Consider the following 22,777-nt stretch of genomic DNA (forward strand, 5'->3'; position numbering starts at 1 on the left):
CAAGTACGTCCAGTACATGGGCGATCCTCCGCCTTGCGATGCACGGCACCAGACGCCGCGGGCTTATCCGCGAAGATCGACCGGACAGGACCTAGCTCCGAGGGCTGATTCCCGCCACGGTCAGACCGAGCAGTCGATGTGCCTCGGTGGCGGGGTCCGGGTGGTGTTCCGTGGCCAGGGCGATGCCCGTGACCAGTGTGACCAAGTCGGCGACGGTCACGTCCCGAGACACCGCGCCGGCCCGCGCGGCCTCACGCAGTAGCGGGTCGGCCGCCTCGGTGAGCCTCGTCGAGCAGGCGTTCACATGTTCCGGGTCGGCCATCCCGTCCCGGGTCAGCGCGTCGGCCATGCCCCGCGCGGAGGCGGCGTACGTGGTGAGCGCGCCCAGCCAGTCAAGTAGCGCGGCCCGTGCGTCGGCCGCCCCGGTCAGCTCCGCGGCCCGGGCGCACAGGGCCTCGATCCGCTCGCTGAACACCGCCTCCAACAGCGCGCCGCGGCTGGGGAAGTGCCGGCGCACGGTGGCCGAGCCGACCCCCGCGGTGCGGGCGATCTGCTCCAGCGAGGCGTCGGCGCCGTGCGCGGCGACCTCTTCCTCGGCCACGGCGAGGATCCGCGCGTAGTTGCGCCGGGCGTCCGCGCGCTGAACGGTCATGGCGTCATCTCCGAGCTTGCTAAGTGGCGGGGCCCTCCGTATCGTACCCGGATGTAAGTGGCGGGCCTCGCCACTTAGGCCCTGGCTGCGAGCCGCCCCCTGCGTGCCCACCACGAGGAACACCATGACTTCAGAATCCGCGACGTCGGCGTCCACGCCTTCGCAGTCCGCACCCGTCCTGGTCACCGGCGCCACCGGTCGCCAGGGTGGCGCCACCGCCCGCGCCCTGCTCGCGACGGGCGTTCCCGTCCGGGCGCTCGTCCGCGATCCCGCGACCGACCGGGCGAAGGCGGTCCAAGCGCTCGGCGCCGAACTGGTCACCGGCGACCTCTACGACCGCGACTCCGTGACCCGGGCTGCCACGGGAGCCCGCGCCGTCTTCTCGGTCCAGATGCCCGACCTGGACGGACGCGCCTTCGAAGGCGAGGTTGCCCAGGCCGTCAGCCTGATCGAGGGCGCGAGGGCCGCCGGAGTGCCGCAGTTCGTGCACACCTCCGTCTCCGGCGCCGGGCAGCACACCCACTGGGTCAAGGACGACTGGGCCTGGATGGAGCCGTACTACGCCGCGAAGGCCGGGATCCAGGACCGGGTGCGCGCGGCGGGCTTCACGCACTGGACGCTCATCAAACCGGGCTTCTTCATGGAGAACTTCCTCCCCTCCGAGGAGATCATGTTCCCTCGCGGAGTCGAAGGCGGCCTTGTGAGCCTCCTGAAGCCCGCGACCCGACTGTCCCTCGTCGCGGTCGAGGACATCGGCCGGGCGGCCGCAGCCGCCATCGCCGCACCCGAGCGGTTCAACCGTGTCGAACTGGAACTGGCCGGCGACCACCTGGCGATGACCGACATCGCCGAGGTCCTCTCCCGCACCCTGGACGCCGAGCTGACCGCGCCCGATCTGACCCGGGACGAGGCGACCGCCGCCGGGATGCCCGGCATGGGCCTCGGTCAGGCGATGCTGAATGAGTATCCGCAGCCCGCCCGGCCGGAATTCGCCCGGGACCTCGGTCTCCCCCTCACCACCTTCGAGGCATGGACACGGAAACACCTGCGGGCCTGGGCCTGACGGAGCAGGGTGCGGGGTGCCGAGTCGTATGCCCGTCAGTCAGCCGCCGGTGGCCGATGCCCTGTCCTCATGAACCCCGCCCGTGTGGCGGGCTGCCAGCGATCTGAGCTGGACGGCGTGCACCACCTCGACCACGCCCAGGATGACCAGCCAGATGCCGGCCACCAGAGTGAGGACGGCGAGTGAGCCGAACGGGGAGACGATCAGCACCACACCGGCCAAGCAGGTGACCACCCCGAGGAACAACTGCCAGCCGCGGGCGGGCAGCCCCTTGGTGGAAGCCGCCACGACGATCAGCATGATCCCGCGGATCAGCCAGCCGAATCCGATCCACAGGGCCAGGAGCAGCAACGACTGCGCCTCTCCCCGGAAGCAGAGCAGTCCGAGCAGCACACACAGGGCTCCGGTGACGAAATGCAGCACTCGCATCCCGCCGGGCACATGCGACCCGAACGCTCCCGCCAGCTGAAAGACGCCGTAGACCAGCAGGTAGATACCGAAGAGGACGCCGACCACCAGCAGCGTCGCTCCCGGCCAGACGAGGACGCAGATACCCAGGGCGATGGCGGCGATTCCCGCCATGAGGAGGACGGTCCAGCCGTGCTTGGCAAGCCTGCCGAGCACGCCTTCCGATACCTCGCCGGGGAAGCCGGTAAAGGAGGCCATGGCACTGCCTTTCGTGGACAAGCCTGGTGACGTGCGGATCCCCCCATCTTCTGCCGCTTCGGGCTTCCCCGCATCGCGGAGTGAGGGCGGGAAGCGCGCTCCCGGGGCCACAGCACTGGGTCAGGCGCGGGTGGCCGAGGCCAGATACGCGTCGGTCGCCGCCGGGTCCGCGAGCCAGTTCGTGAAGTCGGAGGGGTCCGCGTACACGTTGGCGAAGCGGCGGGCGACCGCCTCGTGCGTGACGGCCGCCGACAGGACCCGCAGCATGTGCCCGGGCAGTGGCCCCAGCATCATGGTGGTGAAGGCCGTGGTGTGCCGGGCGTGGTCCCAGAACGCGTCGAAGGTGCGCCGCATCCACGCCGGATCGAAGGCGCCCTCGCCGCGTTCGAGGATCGCGCGGAGGTAGATGTCCGCGCAGCGCGCCGCGTTGTTGGCGCCCTGGCCGGTGACCGGGTCGTTGACGACCACGACGTCGGCCATGCCCAGGACATGGGTGTCGGGGGAGAGGCGGGCGACCGGGTGCCGCACCGTGGGGGTCACCGCTCCGAACAAGGTGGCGTTGGCGTCGGTCGGCTCGGCGGCCGCGCAGAGTTCGTACTCCCACGGCAAGAAGGTGCGCAGCAGGTCGAGGGAGCGGGCGAGGTGGTCCCGCGGCGACGGACGGTCCTGCCAGCAATCCAGCGGGCCGCCGGGTACGGCTTCCCACAGCAGGGTGGTGCACGGGCCGCTGGTGGTCAGAGCCGGTTGAAGGAAGACCTCGCCCACCCCCGGCACGACATGAATCCGTACCTGGGTCCCTGCCGGGCCGCCGGTCATCCGTACCCCGTGCAGGTACACGCAGGAGAGCGTACGCAGCGGCCTGTCGAACCGGGGCCGCCGGTCGTCCCGCGCGAAGACCTCCGCCAGCTCGCCCCGGCCCGCCGCGACCAGTGTCAAGTCCCCTTCCGAGGCGAGGCGTTCCAGCTCAGCCGCGTCGATCGCCCGATGGATGACCCGGCCGCCCCTGGTCTCGAACAACTCCAGCCAGTCGGCCATCTTGACCCGTTGGTCGACGGACTGCTGTGGCTCGTCCAACGGCCCGGTGAACGCCAGGGCCTCGGTGCCGGGGCCGTCCGCGACAGCCGCCCGGATGGCCCGGACCTCGGGGGTCCCCCGCTGCCAGAGGTTCAACCCGGCCTCGCGTTCGATCCGCAGCGCGGGCCCGAACATGGCCTGGGTCGACATCACCCGCCCCGACCGGATCTGCCGCGCGTCACGGGCCGCGACCACGGTCACGTCATAGCCGCGCGCGAGCAGTCCCAGCGCGAGCTGGAGTCCGGCCTGTCCCGCTCCCACGATCACGATCTCACGCATGTCGTCTCCTTGACCGCGGACATCAACGGACATGAACGGGACCAGATCCGCGCCCGCCGCTGGGTGAACGACCTCCACGGCTTGGCGGTTACGATCCGGCCGTTTCGGCCGGCCCGTACGAGTAGCGGCCGGGGGATGCCAGTCGGCTGCCCGAGCCGGGGTGTAGTGCGTAGGCACCAGGACACGTGAGTGGCTGGTCCGAACGCACCAGCGGAAGACGGTGGCGGTGGACGATGCCCGGCGGGGCGCCGGAAGGGAGTGTTGGGGGTGCCGAGGCGCCTCGGCCGCCCCCTCGTCACCCATGAAGAGAAGGACGTCCATGTCCGAAGCTGTGGTGTCCCCGGTACGTCTCGGGAGACTGTCGATCGGTGCCCTCGGCATCTTGGCACTCGCCCTCGGCACCCTGCAGTCAGTGGTGGAGCCCGCGCTCCCGCTGCTCCAACGTGAGTTGGGGGTCAGTCCCGCCGAAGGGGCATTGGTCGGCAACACCTTGCTCATCACCGGCGCGGTGGTCACACCCGTCGCGGGCAAACTCGGCGACCGCTACGGCGGAAAGCGGGTGCTGGTCCGGCTGATGGCCGTGGTCTCGGCCGGTGGCCTGCTGGCCGGCCTGGCGCCGAACCTGCCGGCGTTGTTGCTCGGTCAGGTCTTGCAGGGCGTCATGGTGGGTGCGCTGCCTCTCTCCTTCATCCTGGTGCGCAAACATCTCCCGGCGGGAGAGTCACAGGTGGCGATCGGGCTGGTCATCGCGCTGTTCACGGGCGGCGGCATGGTGGGAACGCTGATCGCCGGGCCGATCGCGGAAGGACTGTCCTGGCATTGGATGTTCGCGCTGCCGACGCTCGCGATCATCGCGACGACACTCGCCGTGACGCGGCTGATGCCGGATGATCCGCCGATCCCCTCGGACAACAGGATCGACTGGCCTGGTGTGGCTCTGCTGAGCGGCACGCTGCTCGCGCTCATGCTCGGGCTCGTGCTGGTGACGAACGGCGATCTGTCGCGACTCGCGATCGGCGCCATCGCGGTGGTCGTGGCCGTTCTCGCGACCGGATGGGTCGTCGTCGAGCGCCGGGCGGCCTCGCCGATGGTCGATCTCCGCATGCTGGCGAAGCCCGCCATGTGGAGCTCGTGCGTGCTCACCCTCGTCATCACCACCAGTTTCGGGATGGTGGTCCTGCTGCTGCCGCAGCTGTTCGCGATATCGGCGGACGGGTACGGCTTCGGGGCCGGCACCACCGACATCGGATTGTTCCTGTTGCCCGGCGCCATCGCCGGGGCGGTGAGCGATTCGGTCGGCGGGATCGCGGCGCGGCGTTTCGGTCCACGTGCCGTGGTCGCCGTGGGCGCCGTTGTTACTACGGTCACGCTGTTCGCCCTGGCGTCGCTGCACTCCGCGGAATGGCAGCTCGTCCTCGCGAAGGCACTGACCGCGTTCGCCGCGGGCGTCGGTACCACGGCGTTGGTCGCCCGCACCGCCACCGCGGTCGAGGCCAAGGACACCGGAATCGCCACCAGCCTGCTCGTGGTGACCCGTGTGATCGGCGTCGCGCTGGGCGCCCAGGTCGGCGGCGCGATCCTCGCCGCCGGGGCCGACCCGACGACGGGCCGGCCGGCTGAATCGGCCTTCGTCACAGGGTTCGCCGTCGCCGGCCTCGTCGCCGCACTGTCACTGCTCGTTGTCCGTATCACGAAGAAAGGAGTCCAGGCATGACACCTACCGTTCCGTCGATGGACATGGGGACCGCCGTGAAGCGTGAGGTTCTGATCTCCGGGGCCAGTATCGCCGGACCCGCGCTGGCGTACTGGCTGCACCGGTCCGGATGGGCGGTCACCGTGGTGGAGAAGGCAGGCGCGCTGCGCGACGGTGGTTATCCGATCGATGTCCGCGGTACCGCGATAGAGGTGGTCCGGCGGATGGGGATACTGCCGCGACTGCGGGACGCGCACCTCGACTCGCGTCGCTGCACCTTCCTCAAGGCCGATGGCGGAAAAGTGGCTTCGGTCAGCCCGAGCGCGGTCGCCGGCAGTGTGGCGGGGCAGGACCTTGAGGTGCGTCGTGGGGATCTGGCCGCGAGCCTCTACGCGATAGTCCGCGACGACGTGGAGTTCCTGTTCGACGACTCCATCAGCACCCTCGACCAGTCCGAACAGGGGGTCGACATCACCTTCCACAGTGGGCGACGGCGCACGTTCGACCTGGTCGTCGGTGCCGACGGTATGCACTCAGCTACCCGGGAGTCCCTGTTCGGTCCCGAAGAACAGTTCCACCGTTACCTCGGCTACTGCTTCGCCATATTCACCATGCCGAACACCTTCGGGCTCTCCCACGAGCTCGTGTTGTGGAACACCCCGGGGAAAGCCGCGGCCCTCTACGCCGTAGGCGACAACGACGAACTGCACGCCTTCCTCAACTTTCACCAACCGGATCCGCCGCTCGATGCCCTCCGGAACCCCGACGCCCAACGGGACTTGGTCGCCGCGGTCTTCGCGGGCGCGCGATGGGAGGTCCCCGGCATCGTCAACGCCATGCGCGAGGCGGATGACCTGTTCTTCGACACGGCCGGCCAGATCCGCATGCCCCGCTGGTCCAGCGGCCGCGTCGCGCTCGTCGGCGACGCCGCGTACGCGCCCTCGTTCCTCACCGGACAGGGCACCAGCCTCGCACTGGTCGGTGCCTATATGCTCGCCAACGCCCTGGCCACGAACCGGGACCACACCGCGGCCTTCGCCGGCTACGAACGCGACGTTCGCGAGTTCGTGGCCATGAATCAGGCACTGGTCGACAACGGTGCGGCCACGCTCTTCCCCACCACGGCACGGGCCCTGGAGCAACGCGACACCGTGCTGCGCGACCTCGTCACCATGCCCGCCGCGCCGGCCCGACCGGCCCACTCGGCCCTGACACTGCCGGAATTCGCCCCGATGCCATGACGCGGCCGGACGCGTGGAGCCGCCCGCGGCTCCCGCGTCGGGCTGGGGTCTTTCGTTTGGATCGGGCTGGGTCAGGAAGCGCCCGCCGCGTCAGCAGCCGTTGCCGCCGTCGTGGGTGGCGTGTGCCAGGCCCGTCCGGTAGGCGATGACGACGAGTTGCGCCCGGTCGCGGGCCTCCAGCTTCGTCATCGCGCGCTGCACATGGGCGCGGACGGTGAACGGGCTGAGGAACATCCGTTCGGCGATCTCCTGGTTGGACAGGCCGGTCGCGACCAGAGCCACCATCTCGCGTTCGCGCGGGGTGAGCACGGCCAGCTGTTCGGGGTGGTGCGGCGGGGCGTCCGGTGTGGCCAGGAAACGGGCGACCAAGGAGCGGGTCGCGGCGGGGGACAGCAGAGTGTCGCCGGCGGCGATCGTACGCACGGCGTGCAGCAGGTCCTCGGCCCCGATGCCCTTGCCGATGAAGCCGCCGGCCCCCGCGCGCAGCGCCTGGGCGACGTACTCGTCGGTCTCGTACGTGGTGAGGATCAGGATGCGGCTGGCACGCAGTTCCGGGTCCGCGCAGATCTCCGAGGTGGCGGTGAGACCGTCCACCCCGGGCATACGGATGTCCATGATGACCACGTCAGGGCGCAGCTCCCGGGTGAGTCTCACCGCCTCCCGGCCGTCGCCGGCCTCGCCGACCACGGTGATGTCGTCGGCGGTGTCGAGAAGCATCCGGAAGGCGTCGCGCAGCAGGGCCTGATCGTCGGCGAGCAGCACTCGGAGTGTCACGGCGCGTCCCCGGCCTCTCCGCCGCCCGTCGCCATGTCGGCCATCAGCCCCTTGGTGGCTGTCGCTCCGTCGGCCCTCCGCGTCGCGTCCTTGGCGGGCGGGAGGGGCAACTGGGCGGAGACGAGGAACCCGCCCTCCGGGCGCCTGCCCGCGGAGAGGTGTCCCCCGACCGCGGTGGCACGCTCACGCATCCCGATCAGACCGTAACCGGGCGGATGGTCCGACACCGTGGACGCACTCGGTCCCTTGGACGCACTCGGTCCCTTGGACGCGGTCGGCGCCGTACCGGCGCCCCCTCCGTCGTCGGCGACGGTGATGGTCACGCGATCGCCTTTCCAGTCGAGACGCACCCGGGCGCTACCGGTACCGGCGTGCTTGGTCACGTTGGTCAGCGCCTCCTGGATGATGCGGTAGGCGGACAGGTCCACTCCCGGAGACAGCGGCCTCGACATGCCCTCCTGACACACCGACACCTCCAGCCCGGCGCGGCGGAACGATTCGAGGAGCGTGGGCAGCCGGGACAGCCCCGGCGCCGGTTCGGCGGGGGCGGCCGAGTCCTCGGACTGACGCAGCAGACCTACCGTGGCCCGAAGTTCGTCGAGCGCGTGGCCGGTGGTCTCGACGAGCTCCCTCAGGCTCTGGCGGGTCTGCTCCGGGCGGGTGTCGAAGAGGTGGGCGGCGACCGTGGCCTGCGCGTTGGCCAGGGTGATCTGATGAGCCACGAGGTCGTGCAGTTCCCGGGCGACGCGCAGCCGTTCCTCGGCCACTCTCCGGCGCGCCTCGCTGTCCCGGCTCTGCTCGGCCCGCCGGGCCCGCTCCTCCACGGCCGCCAGGTAGGCCCGCCGGTTCCGCGCCGAGTGACCGAGTACGCCGGCCACCAGCGGAAGCGCCGCCACCGCTCCGATCCTGCTCGCGTCCTGCCAGGAGAGGGCACCGAACAAGGGGGTGGAGGCGACCAGCAGTGCTCCGGAGGTGAGCGACACCGGGCTCACCGCGCGCCGTTCGGTGCGCGCGGTGAGGGAATAGGCGGTGATCACGGCGGGGGCCACGATGAGCGGGCTCAGCAGCAGACCCACGAGCGGCACCAGCACGCCGCCCGCGGTCGTGGCCGCCATGGCGGCCAGCGGCGCCCGATGCCGCACCGGCAGCACGGCACAGGACACCACGGCGATGATGTAGGCGGCGGCGGGCGGCGGTGACAGCGTGCCGTCGACCCGCACCGCGCCACCGAGCAGACAGAGCGCGAACGCCGTCGCCGTGATCGCTCCCTCCCGCCACCACGCGACGCGCGCTCGCGGGCCACTGCCCTCCGTGTCTGTCATGGCCGGCTGAGTGCCGGCCGACGGGGAGCGGCGGCACCGCCGCGTCCGGCTCGGTCGCAAAGGCGGGGTCACGATCGTTCACGCTACCGCTGATTCCCGTTGCGGGACTCCCCGAGGGCCACGTAGTAGGGGCGGTTGTGCGCCGCGACCGGGGCCGACTGGTAGGTCCACGCTCCGGCGGCCGGTGTGTCTCCGATGAGCGTGGTCAGGTCGGCACCGACGGGTGAGGACGCGTCGTGGACGGTGAGCCGCACCCGGTCGGTCTCGCCGGTCAAAGACCGGTGGTCATAGGGGTGGTAGACGTTCATCGGGCCGGCGATCGGCCGACCGTCCTGGTCGGTGCCGTAGCCGGTGATGGGGGTGTTGTTGACAGGGGTACGGGGCAGCCCGGTCAGGTCGGCCGAGAAGGAGAACAGCGTCCGCTCCTGGCGGTCGATGCCCGCGCCGGAGCGCGCGTGCGTCGCCTCCTTGCAGGCCACGGTCCAGCTGTCCCCCGCGGGGCCGTTGAGCGAGGGCATCGTCGCCTCGAACCAGGCCGGGTACTTCGGCTCGCCGAAGAGCTTCGTGCCGGCCTCGATGGCCAGTGGGTTGTCGCACAGCACATGGAGCCGGGCGATGCCGAGCAGCTTGGTCTGGTCGTAGCCTTGTGCGAACTGCTCGTACGACAGCCGGGCCAGGCGTCCGGCGCTCGCGGTGGGGTGGGCGATGATGCTGTACTCGATCTCCTGCGTGATGCCCGCGCCGTTCGGGTACTGGGCGAAGTACAGCTGGTAGTTGAGCGTGACACACGCCTGGCCGTCGAACTCGGCCGCGCTCAGGTCGGGATGGTGTTCGGCCAGCGTCCTGCGCACCGGCGCGGGGTCGACCAGATAGTCGAGGCCGATGTTGTGCAGGGCCCCGTAGTGGAACGGCAGTTGGTACGGAGCGGCGACTGGCGGCAGGGTGAGGTCGTCGGTCACGGGGCGTGGGTCTCCTCGGGGGTGGCCGGGCCCGGGGAGCAACCGGGGGCCGGCGGGCGGATCGTGACGCGCTGTTCTGACAGGTCGCGGTCGATCTGCTCGGCGCTGCGCAGAGTGATCGCGGCCATGGTGAGCGTCGGGTTGGAGGTGCCGAGCGAGGGCATGGAGCCGCAGCCCACCGCGTACAGATTGGGGTGGTCCCAGCACCGCTGCCAGGAGTCGACGACGGAGTCGGCGGGGTGGTCGCCCATGATGTGCGTGCCCGCGCCATGGCCGGCGCCGCGGTAGGCGTAGGGCCGGCCGCCGTACTCGAACCACCCGGGCTGGGACGGCCCCGGCTCGTACCGGCTGTGGTCCTCCGCCCCCAGGAGGGCGAAGATCTGGTCGGACACGGACTTGGCCGCGACGATGCCCTGTTTCACATGGTCGGACAGGTCATAGGTCAGCACCGGGCGCGGGTTGCCCAGCGGGTCGCGATGACGGGCGTCGAGCGTGACGCGGTTGGCGGGATCGGCGCTCTGCTCCATCTCGAACTGGAGGGCGAACTGCCGCCCGATCCTGTCCCCGGCGGCCCGCCGCAACGCCGTGCCGAACAGCGCCCCGCCCCCGCCGGGCGCGGCCGGGTCCGTGGGGCGCAGCAGGGCGGCGATCTCGTGGCCGGGCGGGCCGACCGCCCAGTTCCAGCCCCAGTTGCCGATCTCGATACGGAAAGGGGCGCGCGCGGCACGGGCCGGGCCGAAGCGGAATCCCTCCAGGCCGGAGGTCGAGCCGGGGCCCCGGTAGGGGCCGATCGGCCGGGGCATGAGGCCCCAGGTGAGCAGGACGGGGTGATCCATCAGATTCCGGCCCACCTGGCCACTGGAGTTGGCGAGGCCGGAGGCGAGCAGCAGCCGGGCGTTCTCGATCGCGTGGGCGGCCAGGACGACCGTGTGCGCGTGGACCGTTCGCCGGCTGACGGACGCGGGGCTGGCGGGATCGTCGTAGCGCTGGTACTCGACGCCCGTGATCCGGCCGGTGGCGTCGGCCAGGAGTCGCCCGGCCACCGCGCGGGTGCGCAGGGTAACGCTCGGACCCCAGCGGTCCTGGGTGCGTCGTGGGGTGTACTTAGCCCCGGTGGGACAGATGGGGATGCAACTGGCACTGCCCTCGCACACGGGACCGTGCTCCTCGGTGGCCGTGCTGTTGCGCGCCTGGGGCGTCCCGACGACCCGCAGCTCGGTGGGGTGCGGATACGAGGGGTCCACGGCCTGGTGTCCGTCGAGCCGTTCGGCGAGCTGCCGGTCCAGATAGCTCGCGGGGAGCGGACGGTGCGGGAAGACATAGTCGTCCGCGAGCGGCAGACCGACGAGATCCCGCTGCTCCGCCGGATCGGCGGCGACACCCAGCTCGCGTTCGGCGGCGCGGTAGTACGGCTCCAACTCCGCGTATCCGATGGGCCAGTTGCGGCCGTACCCGAAGTCGGCGGTGCGGAAGTCCTCCGGGTGCATGCGCGGGGCCAGACCCGTCCAGGCCGTGCCCGTACCTCCATTGACCCGCAGATACCCACTCGCGTACGGCAACGGGCCGTTCTGGACGAGATATCCCTCGGCACGATAGCCACCGCCGGGGCGGCCCACGAGATCCGGTACGTCGGGTGACGGCACCAAGGCGTTGTCCGCGATCGCCGCGCCGGGCACCTTCACGGGCGCGGACCGGAACCGTTCCACATCCGCCGCCCGGCCGCCGCCGGGCCCGGTGTCGTCATCGCCCATACCCGATTCCAGGACCAGGACACGCCGGCCGCGGTCGCCCAGCCACCGGGCCATCAACGACCCCGCGATACCGGCCCCGACCACGATCACATCGAAACGCTCCCCGGCGGTCAACGCTCCCCATCTCCCGCCACACCGGCGGGACGCCCGGCCCAGCTGCCGTAGCCGGGCCGTCCGGCACCGGGGGCGTGGCCACCGAAGCTGTTCCACACCAGCCCATGGGCATAGCCGCGCGACGGGAACGGGAAGGGTACGGTCCGGCCGTCGTCCGCCCGCAGTCCCGGCCATGTCCCCAGATACCAGAGGTGACAGATGGCGCGCGAGAGCTCGGCCAGCTCCTCGTCCTTGGCCGCCACCGCTCGCGGGTCTGCCCCGGTATCGGCGAGCGCGGCCACCAGCCGTGCGTAGAGCGGCGGTTCGACCCGCCCGGTCACGAACTCCCGGTATATCCCTGCCATTCCGGTCGCTGTGAGCTCGGCGGCGTCAAACCCCGTCAGCGCGACCGAGAGCGTGACGAACCGCTCGGTCAGCGTCATGGACACCATCCCCCTCTTCGCGCCAGTCACCGGAGACCGGGCACATCAGCCGGGATCCCTACCTGGATCGGGACCCGTTCATGCCTCGAAAACTCGCCGAATGTGAGCGTGGCGAACTGAGAGTGACGAAAGTGTGGGGCGTCTTGTGCGATACGGCGGAGGCTCGCGCGGAGTGAGCGGAGGAGGCGCGGGCAGCCGTGTAAGCGGAGGAAAGGGACTACGACCGACGGCCGGGTTTGCCGCGTCGGCCGCCCTTGGGGCCGCCGGAACCGCTCCGCGGACTCTTGCCCGTCGACTTGCCCGTCGATTTACCGGCGGATCCACCGGTCGCCTTACTGGTTGCCTTACCGGTCGCCGGCTTTCGCCGCACGCCGCCCGCATCGGGACGCTCACGCTCGGGCTGCGGCGGGGTCGGGCGGCCCCGTGAGCTGTTGACAGTGCGCCCGCGCACGATCCCGATGAAGTCCTCCACCAACTCGGTGGTTTCGTCCTCCGGCCACGACAGCGCGACGCGCGATTCAGGAGCATCGAGGACCGGCCGGTAGGTAAGGTCCCTGCGGTGGTGCAGGCGGGCCAGCGACTGGGGGACGACGAGCAGTCCCACCCCCGCCGCCACCAGTTCGACGGCGTCCGCGGTCGTGGCGGGGCGCGCGTTCGCGGGCCGTCCGGGCCGGACCTCCCAGTCGAGGGTGTCATCGAGGGGGTGCAGCACGATGTCGTCGGCCAGATCCTCGGCCGACACCTCGTCGACCGCCGCCACCACATGGTCCTTCGGGACCACGACCACCGTTGTCTCGGTGTAGAGGGGAATCGCGCTGAGGTCCGTCCGGTCGATCGGCAGCCGTACGAAACCGGCGTCGGCGCCGCGCTCCCGCAGGAGACCCGGCGCCTCGGCGGCGGACACCGTGACCAGGGTCAGCGGGATGCCGGGCAGCCGCTCGTTCCAGATCCGCACCCACTTGGTGGGCGTCACGCCCGGGACGTACGCGAGCCGGAACGAACGGGGTACTTCCGAGCCTGTCACGCCACCAGGCTACCGGCCGTGGTCGGAGGTATCGCACACGCTCGCTACCCTTGACACCATGACGTCGCACCAGACCATCCAGACGATGAAGCCCGCGACCGCGGCCAAGAAGCTGGGTGTGTACCTTGAGGCCACCCCCGCCGAGTTCCAGGACGGTGTCGTCTCGCGCACCGAGCTGAACGCGCTCCAGGCCGATCCGCCCGAGTGGCTGCTGGAGCTGCGGCGCGACGGCCCGCACCCCCGGCCGGTGGTGGCCGCCAAGCTGGGCGTCTCCATCTCGGGTCTCGCGCGCGGCGGAGTCACGGACGCCCTCACCACCGAGCAGATCGAGGCGCTGAAGAGCGAGGGCCCCGCGTGGCTGCGGCAGGAACGCGCCACGCAGGCCGAGGTCCGGAAGGAAGCGCTGCGTATCAAGGAGAAGAACGCGGAGCGGGACGACCGGGCCCGTCGGCCGCGCTCCTGACCACCCCCGCCGTCGGCGCGTGGTCGAGGACATCGACCTCCACCACCGTGCCGGTCACCCGGGCCCGTTCCACCGCCCACACCACGCGGTGCGTGGCCAGACTCTCGGCGGCGTCGGAGAGCAGCGGGGACGCGTCGCCGGTGGCGACGGCGCTGAGGAACGCGTCGATCAGTGCCTCGTCCCCGCCTCCGTGGCCGTCCTCGGACGCAGGCCCAGGGCTCCCCGTCGCGCTCGTCCGTGTGTCGATCGTCTCCTCGGAGCCGTCACGGAAATCGACCAGCCGTAGTGTGCTTCCGTCCCCGTCGATGAAGCCGTGTGTGCCCAACAGCCGGGTGCGGCGCTGTTCCATGGGGGTGAAGGCGCTCATGGTGAACGAACAGGTGGCGCCGGAGTCGAACTCCATGCTGACCACCTGATGGTCGACCACATCGTTGTCACACGCGTACACACAGCGGCCGTAGGGCCCGCTGCGCAGCGCGGCCAGCACGCCCGCCTCGGTGTGATCGTCGGTCACCGCCGACAGCGGCCAGAACTCCTGTTCCGGATCGCCCAGACAACCCAGATAGAGCCGCTTGGCCGAGTACGGACAATCCGGCTCCAGCGGGCAGTCGAGGCAGCGGTCGGTCGCGCCGGGCGGGGCGCCCTCGGGGCGGAAGTGCGTCAGTCCCCCGAAGGAGCCGACCTTCCGGGGCGTCTCTCCGAACAGATGGACCAGCCAGTCGATGTCGTGGCACGACTTGGTCAGCAGCATGGGGGCGGAGGTGTCCTGGCGGCGCCAGTTCCCCCGTACGAACGAATGGGCGTGGTGCCACCAGCCGACGGGCTCCAGGTGCTGGACGCTGACCAGACGGCCGATGCGGCCGTCGGCCAGCAGTCGCTTGAGCAGCCGGGTGTACGGCGTGTAGCGCAGCACATGGCACACGGCCAGCAGGATGCCGTTGCGCCGGGCCGCGTCCGCGATCGCCGCGGCCTCGTCCTCGCTGGTCGCCATCGGTTTCTCCAGCAGGATGTGGTAGCCGAGATCGGCCAGTGCCACCGCCGGTTCGGTGTGCGATCGGTCCTGGGTGGCGATGACGCAGGCGTCGGCCGGTGTGCCCGCGGCCGCCACCTCTCTCCAGTCCGTGTACACCCGCTCCCGCGGTACCCCGAACTCCTCCGCCGCCCGCGCCCGGCGTCGTGGGTCAGGCTCGGCCACCGCCACCACCCTGCCCGCCCCCGTGGCCAGGGCGTGCCGGGCGTAGGTCATTCCGCGGAGTCCGGCTCCGATAAGGACCATCGTCACCTGGGACATGGGCTTCCCCTTCCTTGAGTCCGTCGGGAGATTCGCCGAGTTCGCCGAGTTCGCTGGGTTCGCCGAGTTCGTCGAGTCCGCCGGCTCCGTGGGCCTGTTGACTCATGTGAGTTCTCGTGCGCTCTCCGCATCCTCACCCGCTGCGGACGCGTCCGTCCTGCCCCTGTCCGATCAGCCGCAGCAGCCGGGCGACCTCGTCCGTCACCGCCTCCCGCGCGGGACGCAGATAGGCGCGTGGATCGACGGTCGTCGGCTGGGCGGTCAGCCGGTCGCGCGCCGACGCGGTGAAGAGGGTGTTGAGATGGGTGGCGATATTGATCTTGCGCATCCCCGCGCGTACCGCTTCGGCGAGATGGCTGTCGGCCACCCCCGACGAACCGTGCAGCACCAGCGGGACCGGCACCGCCACATACAGGTCACGGATGAGATCCAGATCGAGCAGCGCGGTACGCCGGGTCATCTGGTGGGCCGATCCGACCGCGACGGCGAGCGCGTCGACACCGGTGTCGAGGACGAACCGGGCCGCCTCACCGGGGTCGGTGCGCACCCCGGGAGTGTGGGCGCCGTCCTTGCCCCCGATCGCGCCGAGCTCCGCCTCCACCCACACGCCGTACGTGTGGCACCAGTCGGTCATCTCGCGGGTCCGGGCGACGTTCTCCTCCCAGGGCAGCTGCGCGCCGTCGTACATCACGGAGGTGAAGCCGCGCCGGACCGCCTCTTCGACCAGAGCGGGCCGGGTGGCGTGGTCGAGGTGCAGCGCGACGGGTACGGAGACGGCGGCGATGGCCTCCTGCGCGGCGGCGGCGAGTGGTCCGAGGGAGCCCCGGTACGCGACGGCGTTCTCACTGATCTGGACGATGACGGCCTCGTTCGCCTGCTCGGCGCCCGCGAGGACGGCCTCAAGCTGTTCGAGGAGGACGACATTGAAGGCCCCGACGCCGTGCGTCGCTTCGCCGAGGATGTCGCCGGTGGGGACGAGTGGCATGTTCTGGTTCCCGTGCTGAACAGGTGGGGGTATCGGATGTGGGGGCGCGGAAATGAGGGGGAGCCGGGAGGGGGAAGGGGAGGGGGCGACGAGCGCTCAGTGGCCGAGCGTCGTACGCAGGGACGGCTGGAGCAGATCCGCGTGCGCGCGCACCATGTCGTCGCACAGGTCCCAGATGCGTTCGACGGGCAGGGCGGCCGCGGTGGCCGGGTCGGCCATGGCCGCCTGCCGGATGGAGCGCGGGTCGTCCTCCAGAGCGGCCCGGACGACCAGTTCGTTCATGCTCAGATAGCCCCGGTTCAGCGCGGCGCACTGGGCGGGGAGCGAGCCGACCCGGGTGGGCTGCACGCCCAACGAGTCCACCAGACACGGCACTTCGACGGTACCGGGCGACGGAAGATTGTCGATCAGCCCGTGGTTCGGGACATTGCCGTAGACCGTGCGGGGCGTGCCGGTCGTGATGCTGTGGATGATCTGGGGGGCGTACTCCATCGTGCCCTCGACGGTCAGTGGGGCTCCGCAGGCCAGCGCGTCACGGGTGCGCTCGTACTCGGCGATGTTCTCGTCGACGATGCCGAGATAGGCGCCGACGGGCAGGCGCAGCCGCTCGATCTCGCTGTCGTGGTGCAGATACCAGGGGACGTATTCGGAGGAGTGCTCGCTGGTCTCGGTCGGGTAGTAGCCGAGGCGCCGGTACATGTCGACGCGTACCCGGCGCCGCAGTTCCGGGTTCTGTGCGACGAGGGCGTCCAGGCGCGGGTAGAGGTCGCTGCCCTGGTGCTCAAGGCGCAGCACCCACGCCTGGTGGTTGACTCCGGCGGCCCGGTAGGTGACCTCCTCGTGCGGCACGCCCAGGAGATCCGAGAGATCGCGGATGGTCCAGTACACCGAGTGGCACAGACCGACGACGCGGGTCAGCCCCGTGGCCCGGGTGAGGTACTGGACGTTCATCGCCATGGGGTTGGTGTAGTTGAGCAGCCAGGCGTCGGGACAGACCTCGGCGATGTCCTCGCCCAGCGACTTGAGCAGGGGGAAGGTACGCAGGGCGCGGAAGATCCCGCCCACGCCGAGGGTGTCCGCGATGGTCTGGCGCACGCCGTAACCGGCGGGGATGTCGAAGTCGATACGGGTCGACTCGCGCATGCCGACCTGGACGATGTTGATGACGAAGTCGGCGCCTTCGAGGGCCGCGCGCCGCTCGGCGTGGGCGGTGATACGGGGCGTGGTGCCGCTCGCCCCCGTCAGCCGGTCCGCGATGTGGCGGGCGGCGCCGTGGGCCGTGGCGAGCCGTTCGGCGTCGATGTCGTGCAGGGCGACATGGGCGCCCTTGAGCTCGGGAAACGCGAAGAGGTCCGCCAGCAGGCCCTGGGTGAATACGACGCTTCCCGCGCCGATGAACGCGATCTTCGGGGTGGTGATGGTCATCAGAGGTTCTTTCCGTCGCGGGCGAGGGCCGTGCTGGCCTCGTCCCAGGTGGGCTGGGCGGTGGTGCCGCCGTGCGCCCGGGTGGACAAAGCGCCGCAGGCGGCGGCGAATTCGAGCGCCTCGGCGGTGGACAGACCGCGCAGGAGCGCGGCGACGAAGCCGGCGTCGAAACTGTCGCCCGCGCCGACGGTGTCCAGCGGGCGGGCGGGGATTGCGGGGGTGCGCAGAGGGGTGCGGCCGTCGTGCAGGAGGGCGCCGTCGGCCCCGTTCTTGACCACCACTCGCGGCCCGCGCGCCGCGAGTGCGCCGGCCGCCGCTTCCAGGGAACCGGCGGTGGCGGGCGAGTCGGCCGCGGTGTCCCGGAAACCGGCGGCGGACGCGAGAGCCAGCGCCTCCCGCGCGTTGGGCAGCAGGAAGTCGGTGACCGCGAGCGTGGCGTCGATACGGCCGGGCGCCCACTCGCCGGAGGGGTCGTCATTGGTGTCGAGCGAGCTGGTGGCGCCGTGCGCCCGTGCCGTGGCCAGCAGTTCGGGCAGCGCGTCGGCGAGTTTGGGCAGGAGGAAGTAGGAGGCGGCGTGCACATGCCGACTGCCGGTGAGCAGCGCCTCGGGGACGTCGTCCGGTCCGGTCGCGGACAGGGTGCCGGGGGAGGTGAGGATCGTACGGTCACCGTCTCCGCGCGTCACGACCACCGTGAGCGGTGTCGGCAGACCGGGGTCGACGCGCAGGGCGTCGGTGTCGACGCCCCGGGCGTTCAGCGCCGTACGGACGAAGCGCCCCGCGTCGTCGTCCCCGACGCGCCCGGCGAAGGCGACCTTCAGCCCGAGCCGGGCGGCGCCGCACGCCATGATCGCGGCGGAGCCGCCGAGCGTGAGCAGGCCGGTGTCGACCAGCTGTTCGCGCTGCCCGAAGGCGAGCGGCGCGTCGAGCGGTCCCAGAACGATGTCGGGGTTGGCGTCCCCGATGACAAGCAGGTCGTAAGTGTGCGGCATGCGGCTTCCCGTGATCGCGGCGCTGGCTGCGCAGGTGTGGTGGGGGCGGTGGCGGGGCTCTCAGCCCTTGAGACCGCTGGACGTGATGGACTGGATGAAGGACTTCTGCGCGAAGAGGAAGGCGAGCAGCACCGGCAGAACGGTGATCACATTGCCCGCCATGACGGCGGACCACTGGGTGTGATGCTGCCCCTGGAAGGTCGTCAAGCCGAGCTGGAGTGTGTACTGGGTGTCATGGTTGATGGCGATCAACGGCCAGGTCAGGTCGTTCCAGGTGGTCAGGAAGGTCAGAACCGCCACGGTGCTCAGGGCCGGTCGTGACAGCGGCAGCACAATGCGGAACAGCACCCGAAGCCGTGAGCAGCCGTCGATCCAGGCCGCTTCCTCCAGTTCCCTGGGCAGGGAGAGGAAGAACTGACGCAGGAGGAACACGGCGAACGGTGTGACCAGCGAAGGGACGATCAACGCGCCCAGTGTGTCGATAAGTCCGAGACGCTTCATGACCAGGAACGTGGGGATCATCGTCAGCTGGAACGGGATCGCCATCGTGGCCAGCATCAGGCCCAGCAGGACACGGGAGCCGGCGAACCGCATCCGGGCGAACGCGTACCCGCCGAGCGAGCCGAGCAGCAGATTGGACGCCACCGCGACCACCGAGACGATCAGTGAGTTGGCGAACCAGCGCGGGAACATCGCGTTGCCGAGCACGTAGCGGTAGCCGCCCAGATCGATCCCCGACGGCCACAGGGCCGGCGGGAAGCGGTTGATCTCCGCGTTGCTCATCACGGAGCTGAGCAGCAGCCAGATCAGCGGGATCGCGAAGATCAGCGTGAGGGGGGCGAGCAGCAGATGCCAGGGGCTGAACGGCAGCCACCGACGGCCCCCCGAAGCGGCGGAAGAGGCGGCGGAAGGGGAGGCGGCAGGGGAGACCGAGGCGGAAGTGGATGTGGCCGTCATCGTGCGGCTCCTTCGAGGCGGTGGTTCTCGCGTCGGCCCCGCACGGCCCGTGCCACCCGCGGGACCATGGCGATCAGGAGCAGCGCGAGCGCCAGCGCGTAGGCGGCCGCCGCGCCGTAACCGGCGGTGAAGTTCTTGAAGGCCTGCTCCCAGATGAAGTAGACGATCACGGTGGTGGAGCCGAGCGGTCCGCCCTTGGTCGTCACATACACCAGGTCGAAGACCTGAAGCGCGTTGATGGTCTGCCACAGCAGGAGGAACACGAGGACCGGTGTGAGCGCCGGCAGGATGACATGCCTCAGCAGGTGCCGTCGCCCGGCGCCGTCCAGCCGCGCGGCCTCGATGAGGGACGGCGATACGTCCTGCAACGCGGCGAGAGTGACCACCACGCAGAGGCCGGTGCCGCTCCACAGCGAGATCGCCACGAGAATGAGCAGGGCCTGTCCGGGGTCGGAGAGGAAGCCCTGGGCGGAGATGCCGAGCTTGTGCAGTACGGAGTTGGCCGCCCCGAACTCCGGGTCGAGGATGAAGGAGAACAGCACCCCCTGCGCCGTCGCCGAGATGACGAACGGCACGAACATCAGGGTGCGGTACATACTCACCAGCCGGATCCGCTGGTTGAGTACGAGGGCGAGCGACAGCCCCAGGCCGATGCTCAGCGGCACATACAGCGCCGTGTACAGCAGTGTGTTGCGTACCGCTTGGCCGAAGTGCGGGTCCCGCGCCAGCGCGTGGTAGTTGCCGAGACCGACCCAGCGGCTGGGTGTGACCAGGTCGTCGGCCTGGAAGGACAGCAGCAGCGACCAGGCCACGGGGATGACGCTCAGACCGAGAATGATCAGGACCGAGGGCGAGACGAACGCCCAGGCGGTCGCGGTCTCCCCGGGCGGCCGACGCCGGAGGGAGCGCGGTCCCGCGCTCTTCCCCATGGCGCCCGACGCCGCGTCGCGGTTGGTGTCCTCGCCGTGGGCGCCCTGGCCCTCTGTTGTCGGGTTGTCGCGGTCGTTGTGCTCGTGGCCGTGGTCCGGAAGCGTGAGCGGAGTGGGCAGGCGCGGCATCGTAGTCCTCTCAACGCGGGATGAGCAGAGCGGCGTTGGCCTCGTCCGCGCACGCGCGCAGGGCCTTGACGGGGGTACTCCTGCCGAGGAGTACGGCGGCGATGGCCTGGCCGAGCGCCTGCGAGATCTGCGGATACGCCGGGTGTACGGGACGTACGCGCGCCGTGTCCAGCGCCCGGGTGAACACCGGCAGCCCGTCGGTCCTGGCCTCCTGTGCCTGCCACGCGGACAGGGCCCTCGTGCTCCGGCTCAGCGGCAGGCTGCCGGCCATGACGTCCCAGCGCACATCCTGGGCGGGCTGCGAGAGCCAGGTGACGAAGGTGCGCGCCGCCCGTACGCGCGCCGGACCGTTGTCGAACACGGTCCATGTGTCGGGTCCCGAGATGGTCATCGGTTCACCGCTGTAGCTGGGCAGTGGCACCACGTGGTAGTCGATCTTCGCCTGCTGGACGTCGGGCAGCTGCCACGGTCCAGTGACGACCATGCCCATCCGGCCGGAGAGGAAGACCTGGTACATCTGCTCGCTGCCCGGCTTGGGGTCGACGTAGACGCTCTTGTCCTTCGCCAGAGCCGCCACCGTCTCCAGGGCCTGTACACCGACGTCCGCGAAGCCGATCCGCTGCCCGTCGGCGCTGACGACATCGCCCCCCAGGTCCCACACCATCGGCCACAGCCGCCACACCGTGTCCTCGTCGCCCACGCCGGGCCAGCCCGTGCCGAAGGTGCCGCGCCCCCCATCGGTCAGCTTCCCGGCCGTCGCCACGAACTCCGCCCAGGTCCAGCCCGGTTCCGGAAGGGGCAGTCCGGCGTCGCGGAAGAGCTTCTTGTTGCAGACCACGGCGAGCGAGTCGATCAGCGCGGGGGCCGCCCGTACCTGTCCATTGAGTGTGACGGCCTCGCGGGCGGGAGCCCAGAAGTCGTTCCAGGGGAGGGGGCCGGAGCGGACCGTGTCGGTCAGATCCACCACGGACGGGCTGCGCGCGACGCTGGCCAGGTCGGAGCCGAAGACATAGGCGACGTCGGGGAAGGAGCCGGACGCGAGCGCCGCGGTGATCTTCTGCAGCATCGCGTCGGCCAGCACGCCACCGCCGGGATCGACACGGATACCGGGATGGGTGCGGTTGAACTCCGTGACCAGCTTCTCGATCGCCTCACGGCCGGTGTCGGTCTGTCCGTGCCAGAGTTCGACCAGCACCCGCCCGTCGGCTCCGACGTCGTCGCTCGTGTCCGTACCGCATCCGGGCAGGGCGGCCGTGGTGGCGGCGCCGAGCGCCAGCCCCGTGCCGCGCCGCAGGACCGTACGGCGCGAGAGCCCGGCGGGAGTACCGGGAATGCGGTGTGCTGCGGCCATCTGAGCCCCCAGGGAAAACGCGGTACGGGACGTCACGCGGGGAGCTTCCCCGCACGGTGGGTGATGTGCTGTGAGGGTGGTGCGCTGTGAAGTGTGTCGCGAGGTGTGCTGTGCGGTGTGTTGTGAGATGGCGTCCAAGAGCGCGCCGCGTGGGGGCGGGGAGCGGCGGCTCGGCGCCCCCCAGCCCGCGGCCGGGATGCGCCGAGCCGGTCAGAACCGCTCGGCGGGCTGATCGGACGGTCGGGTTCAGCAGGTCTTGCGGACGTACGCGCTGTCGCCGGGGGCGGTGACATCGACGTCGCGCAGCACGACACTCAGCCGGTCACCGAAGCCCGCGCACGTCTCCTTGAAGTACTTCTCCTTGTACTCGATCACGATGACGTTGTCACCGAATCCCTCGGTGTAGTCACCGCACTCGTCCCACTCGCCGCACTCCTCCGCGATGGCGAAGTCGAGGCCCGTCTGCGCGTGAGCGGTGGAGAAACCCGCGGTGTTCTTCTGCGCGATCGCCAGGCCCTTGTCGTGTGCGTGTGTGGAGAGCAGCTTGATGAAGGCCTTGGCATTGGCCTCGCTGATCAGGTCGATCCGGTCGAACGTGTCGAGGTTGTCGGGCTCGACGGCGTTGAAGCCCTTGCTCGCGCACGTGTCGATCCAGGAGTTCACTTTGGCGGCGATCCGCTGGCGCTTCGCGTCGGTACGGATGTCCAGAATGGCCTCACCCCAGCCGTCGTCGTAGACGATGTCGCCGTTCGCGTCCCGCAGCAGCAGGTCACCCCATTCGTTCTCGGCCCCCGGCTGGGCCTGGAAGGCGTTGACGTAACAGATGTTGTACACGCCCGCCGCCGGTGAGGCGGTGTGGTCACGGCTGACGACCTTCACTCCGGCCGGCGGAGTGTAGGGCTCGCCGATCTGGTAGTCGAAGTCGGCGCCTGTCGGAGGGAGGGTCACGGCACGGGGGGCCGCGCTCACGGGGGAGGTGGCGAGCAGCGGAGTGATCACCGTCGCCGCGACGGCCGCCGCGGCGATGACACACCGACGGGACCGGACACGGTTCATGAGGGGCATCTTGAGCTCCAGAAGATGGGGGGTACGTCCCCGCCTCGGACACCGCGATCCGCGCGGGCGTCCTGGCGACTCAGTCCGGACTTACGGCGGTTGGGCCGCGTTACCGGCTGGGCGTACCTCTGGCGCCGGGTGCTCAACTCTGGCGTTGCATGGAGT

The 22,777-nt window shown here is 70.5% G+C and carries 21 protein-coding genes; 4 read left to right on the forward strand and 17 right to left on the reverse strand.

Annotated elements, in window-relative coordinates:
* Positions 1 to 91: 91 nt before the first annotated feature.
* Positions 92 to 652, reverse strand: a complete 561-nt coding sequence (locus ABTZ59_RS19855) for a TetR/AcrR family transcriptional regulator (RefSeq protein ID WP_351404370.1) — start codon at positions 650 to 652, stop codon at positions 92 to 94.
* 124 nt (positions 653 to 776) lie between these two features.
* On the opposite strand from ABTZ59_RS19855, the gene ABTZ59_RS19860 reads away from it, so the two are divergent.
* The gene (locus ABTZ59_RS19860) at positions 777 to 1,715 is read left to right on the forward strand and encodes an NmrA family NAD(P)-binding protein (RefSeq protein ID WP_351404377.1); all 939 of its coding nucleotides are present in this window, start codon (positions 777 to 779) and stop codon (positions 1,713 to 1,715) included.
* A gap of 39 nt (positions 1,716 to 1,754) precedes the next feature.
* Here ABTZ59_RS19860 and ABTZ59_RS19865 read toward each other — a convergent pair whose 3' ends face one another.
* Together ABTZ59_RS19865 and ABTZ59_RS19870 are read right to left on the reverse strand one after the other, a co-directional pair.
* Positions 1,755 to 2,381 (reverse strand): HdeD family acid-resistance protein, encoded by a 627-nt coding sequence (locus ABTZ59_RS19865; protein WP_351404383.1) that lies wholly within the window; start codon positions 2,379 to 2,381, stop codon positions 1,755 to 1,757.
* Between the two features lie 120 nt (positions 2,382 to 2,501).
* Positions 2,502 to 3,734 (reverse strand): styrene monooxygenase/indole monooxygenase family protein, encoded by a 1,233-nt coding sequence (locus ABTZ59_RS19870; RefSeq protein WP_351404391.1) that lies wholly within the window; start codon positions 3,732 to 3,734, stop codon positions 2,502 to 2,504.
* A 319-nt stretch (positions 3,735 to 4,053) separates the two neighbouring features.
* On the opposite strand from ABTZ59_RS19870, the gene ABTZ59_RS19875 reads away from it, so the two are divergent.
* Positions 4,054 to 5,448, forward strand: coding sequence for an MFS transporter (locus ABTZ59_RS19875; protein WP_351404397.1), 1,395 nt, complete (start codon positions 4,054 to 4,056; stop codon positions 5,446 to 5,448).
* Entirely contained in the window at positions 5,445 to 6,668 is a 1,224-nt protein-coding gene (locus ABTZ59_RS19880) for an FAD-dependent monooxygenase (RefSeq protein ID WP_351404402.1), read from the forward strand. The genes ABTZ59_RS19875 and ABTZ59_RS19880 overlap by 4 nt, the downstream gene beginning before the upstream one ends.
* A 90-nt stretch (positions 6,669 to 6,758) precedes the next feature.
* Here ABTZ59_RS19880 and ABTZ59_RS19885 read toward each other — a convergent pair whose 3' ends face one another.
* The 6 genes from ABTZ59_RS19885 to ABTZ59_RS19910 all read right to left on the reverse strand — a co-directional run bounded on the left by ABTZ59_RS19885 (position 6,759) and on the right by ABTZ59_RS19910 (position 13,034).
* Positions 6,759 to 7,442, reverse strand: a complete 684-nt coding sequence (locus ABTZ59_RS19885; protein ID WP_351404411.1) for a response regulator transcription factor — start codon at positions 7,440 to 7,442, stop codon at positions 6,759 to 6,761.
* Positions 7,439 to 8,764 (reverse strand): sensor histidine kinase, encoded by a 1,326-nt coding sequence (locus ABTZ59_RS19890; protein WP_351404432.1) that lies wholly within the window; start codon positions 8,762 to 8,764, stop codon positions 7,439 to 7,441. Before ABTZ59_RS19890 ends, ABTZ59_RS19885 begins: the two co-directional genes overlap by 4 nt.
* Before the next feature lie 83 nt (positions 8,765 to 8,847).
* Positions 8,848 to 9,723, reverse strand: coding sequence for a hypothetical protein (locus ABTZ59_RS19895; protein ID WP_351404441.1), 876 nt, complete (start codon positions 9,721 to 9,723; stop codon positions 8,848 to 8,850).
* On the reverse strand, positions 9,720 to 11,588 hold the full coding sequence (locus ABTZ59_RS19900) for a GMC family oxidoreductase (protein ID WP_351404454.1): 1,869 nt from the start codon (positions 11,586 to 11,588) through the stop codon (positions 9,720 to 9,722). Before ABTZ59_RS19900 ends, ABTZ59_RS19895 begins: the two co-directional genes overlap by 4 nt.
* Entirely contained in the window at positions 11,585 to 12,010 is a 426-nt protein-coding gene (locus ABTZ59_RS19905) for a hypothetical protein (protein WP_351404461.1), read from the reverse strand. Before ABTZ59_RS19905 ends, ABTZ59_RS19900 begins: the two co-directional genes overlap by 4 nt.
* A gap of 217 nt (positions 12,011 to 12,227) precedes the next feature.
* Positions 12,228 to 13,034, reverse strand: a complete 807-nt coding sequence (locus ABTZ59_RS19910; RefSeq protein ID WP_351404469.1) for a LysR substrate-binding domain-containing protein — start codon at positions 13,032 to 13,034, stop codon at positions 12,228 to 12,230.
* Between the two features lie 58 nt (positions 13,035 to 13,092).
* Between ABTZ59_RS19910 and ABTZ59_RS19915 the strand changes: the two genes are divergently transcribed.
* Positions 13,093 to 13,497 (forward strand): DUF5997 family protein, encoded by a 405-nt coding sequence (locus ABTZ59_RS19915; protein WP_351404480.1) that lies wholly within the window; start codon positions 13,093 to 13,095, stop codon positions 13,495 to 13,497.
* Here the strand turns inward: ABTZ59_RS19915 and ABTZ59_RS19920 are convergent.
* The 8 genes from ABTZ59_RS19920 to ABTZ59_RS19955 all read right to left on the reverse strand — a co-directional run bounded on the left by ABTZ59_RS19920 (position 13,445) and on the right by ABTZ59_RS19955 (position 22,621).
* Positions 13,445 to 14,788, reverse strand: coding sequence for a Gfo/Idh/MocA family protein (locus ABTZ59_RS19920; protein WP_351404489.1), 1,344 nt, complete (start codon positions 14,786 to 14,788; stop codon positions 13,445 to 13,447). The two genes, ABTZ59_RS19915 and ABTZ59_RS19920, sit on opposite strands and share 53 nt — an antisense overlap.
* A 133-nt stretch (positions 14,789 to 14,921) precedes the next feature.
* Positions 14,922 to 15,773 (reverse strand): class II fructose-bisphosphate aldolase, encoded by an 852-nt coding sequence (locus ABTZ59_RS19925; protein WP_351404499.1) that lies wholly within the window; start codon positions 15,771 to 15,773, stop codon positions 14,922 to 14,924.
* 96 nt (positions 15,774 to 15,869) lie between these two features.
* A complete protein-coding gene (locus ABTZ59_RS19930) occupies positions 15,870 to 17,198 on the reverse strand; it encodes an alpha-glucosidase/alpha-galactosidase (protein WP_351404504.1) in 1,329 nt (442 codons plus the stop codon).
* Positions 17,198 to 18,190, reverse strand: coding sequence for a carbohydrate kinase family protein (locus tag ABTZ59_RS19935; RefSeq protein WP_351404511.1), 993 nt, complete (start codon positions 18,188 to 18,190; stop codon positions 17,198 to 17,200). Before ABTZ59_RS19935 ends, ABTZ59_RS19930 begins: the two co-directional genes overlap by 1 nt.
* Positions 18,191 to 18,250: 60 nt before the next feature.
* Complete coding sequence (locus ABTZ59_RS19940; RefSeq protein WP_351404520.1) at positions 18,251 to 19,147, reverse strand: carbohydrate ABC transporter permease; 897 nt, start codon at positions 19,145 to 19,147, stop codon at positions 18,251 to 18,253.
* A complete protein-coding gene (locus tag ABTZ59_RS19945; protein WP_351405591.1) occupies positions 19,144 to 20,076 on the reverse strand; it encodes a carbohydrate ABC transporter permease in 933 nt (310 codons plus the stop codon). The genes ABTZ59_RS19940 and ABTZ59_RS19945 overlap by 4 nt, the downstream gene beginning before the upstream one ends.
* 139 nt (positions 20,077 to 20,215) lie before the next feature.
* The gene (locus ABTZ59_RS19950; protein ID WP_351404528.1) at positions 20,216 to 21,556 is read right to left on the reverse strand and encodes an ABC transporter substrate-binding protein; all 1,341 of its coding nucleotides are present in this window, start codon (positions 21,554 to 21,556) and stop codon (positions 20,216 to 20,218) included.
* A gap of 246 nt (positions 21,557 to 21,802) precedes the next feature.
* A complete protein-coding gene (locus tag ABTZ59_RS19955) occupies positions 21,803 to 22,621 on the reverse strand; it encodes an endo alpha-1,4 polygalactosaminidase (protein WP_503003185.1) in 819 nt (272 codons plus the stop codon).
* Positions 22,622 to 22,777: the final 156 nt, after the last annotated feature.

This window comes from Streptomyces sp. NPDC094034 (assembly GCF_040303865.1).
GTDB lineage: Bacteria > Actinomycetota > Actinomycetes > Streptomycetales > Streptomycetaceae > Streptomyces.

What these genes read in the sequence shown, in the direction of transcription:
- ABTZ59_RS19855 (WP_351404370.1), bottom strand. Translation starts at nt 652, where the DNA reads ATGACCGTTCAGCGCGCGGACGCCCGGCGCAACTACGCGCGGATCCTC.
- ABTZ59_RS19860 (WP_351404377.1), top strand. Translation starts at nt 777, where the DNA reads ATGACTTCAGAATCCGCGACGTCGGCGTCCACGCCTTCGCAGTCCGCA.
- ABTZ59_RS19865 (WP_351404383.1), bottom strand. Translation starts at nt 2,381, where the DNA reads ATGGCCTCCTTTACCGGCTTCCCCGGCGAGGTATCGGAAGGCGTGCTC.
- ABTZ59_RS19870 (WP_351404391.1), bottom strand. Translation starts at nt 3,734, where the DNA reads ATGCGTGAGATCGTGATCGTGGGAGCGGGACAGGCCGGACTCCAGCTC.
- ABTZ59_RS19875 (WP_351404397.1), top strand. Translation starts at nt 4,054, where the DNA reads ATGTCCGAAGCTGTGGTGTCCCCGGTACGTCTCGGGAGACTGTCGATC.
- ABTZ59_RS19880 (WP_351404402.1), top strand. Translation starts at nt 5,445, where the DNA reads ATGACACCTACCGTTCCGTCGATGGACATGGGGACCGCCGTGAAGCGT.
- ABTZ59_RS19890 (WP_351404432.1), bottom strand. Translation starts at nt 8,764, where the DNA reads ATGACAGACACGGAGGGCAGTGGCCCGCGAGCGCGCGTCGCGTGGTGG.
- ABTZ59_RS19905 (WP_351404461.1), bottom strand. Translation starts at nt 12,010, where the DNA reads ATGACGCTGACCGAGCGGTTCGTCACGCTCTCGGTCGCGCTGACGGGG.
- ABTZ59_RS19915 (WP_351404480.1), top strand. Translation starts at nt 13,093, where the DNA reads ATGACGTCGCACCAGACCATCCAGACGATGAAGCCCGCGACCGCGGCC.
- ABTZ59_RS19920 (WP_351404489.1), bottom strand. Translation starts at nt 14,788, where the DNA reads ATGTCCCAGGTGACGATGGTCCTTATCGGAGCCGGACTCCGCGGAATG.
- ABTZ59_RS19925 (WP_351404499.1), bottom strand. Translation starts at nt 15,773, where the DNA reads ATGCCACTCGTCCCCACCGGCGACATCCTCGGCGAAGCGACGCACGGC.
- ABTZ59_RS19930 (WP_351404504.1), bottom strand. Translation starts at nt 17,198, where the DNA reads ATGACCATCACCACCCCGAAGATCGCGTTCATCGGCGCGGGAAGCGTC.
- ABTZ59_RS19935 (WP_351404511.1), bottom strand. Translation starts at nt 18,190, where the DNA reads ATGCCGCACACTTACGACCTGCTTGTCATCGGGGACGCCAACCCCGAC.
- ABTZ59_RS19940 (WP_351404520.1), bottom strand. Translation starts at nt 19,147, where the DNA reads ATGACGGCCACATCCACTTCCGCCTCGGTCTCCCCTGCCGCCTCCCCT.
- ABTZ59_RS19945 (WP_351405591.1), bottom strand. Translation starts at nt 20,076, where the DNA reads ATGGGGAAGAGCGCGGGACCGCGCTCCCTCCGGCGTCGGCCGCCCGGG.
- ABTZ59_RS19950 (WP_351404528.1), bottom strand. Translation starts at nt 21,556, where the DNA reads ATGGCCGCAGCACACCGCATTCCCGGTACTCCCGCCGGGCTCTCGCGC.
- ABTZ59_RS19955 (WP_503003185.1), bottom strand. Translation starts at nt 22,621, where the DNA reads ATGCCCCTCATGAACCGTGTCCGGTCCCGTCGGTGTGTCATCGCCGCG.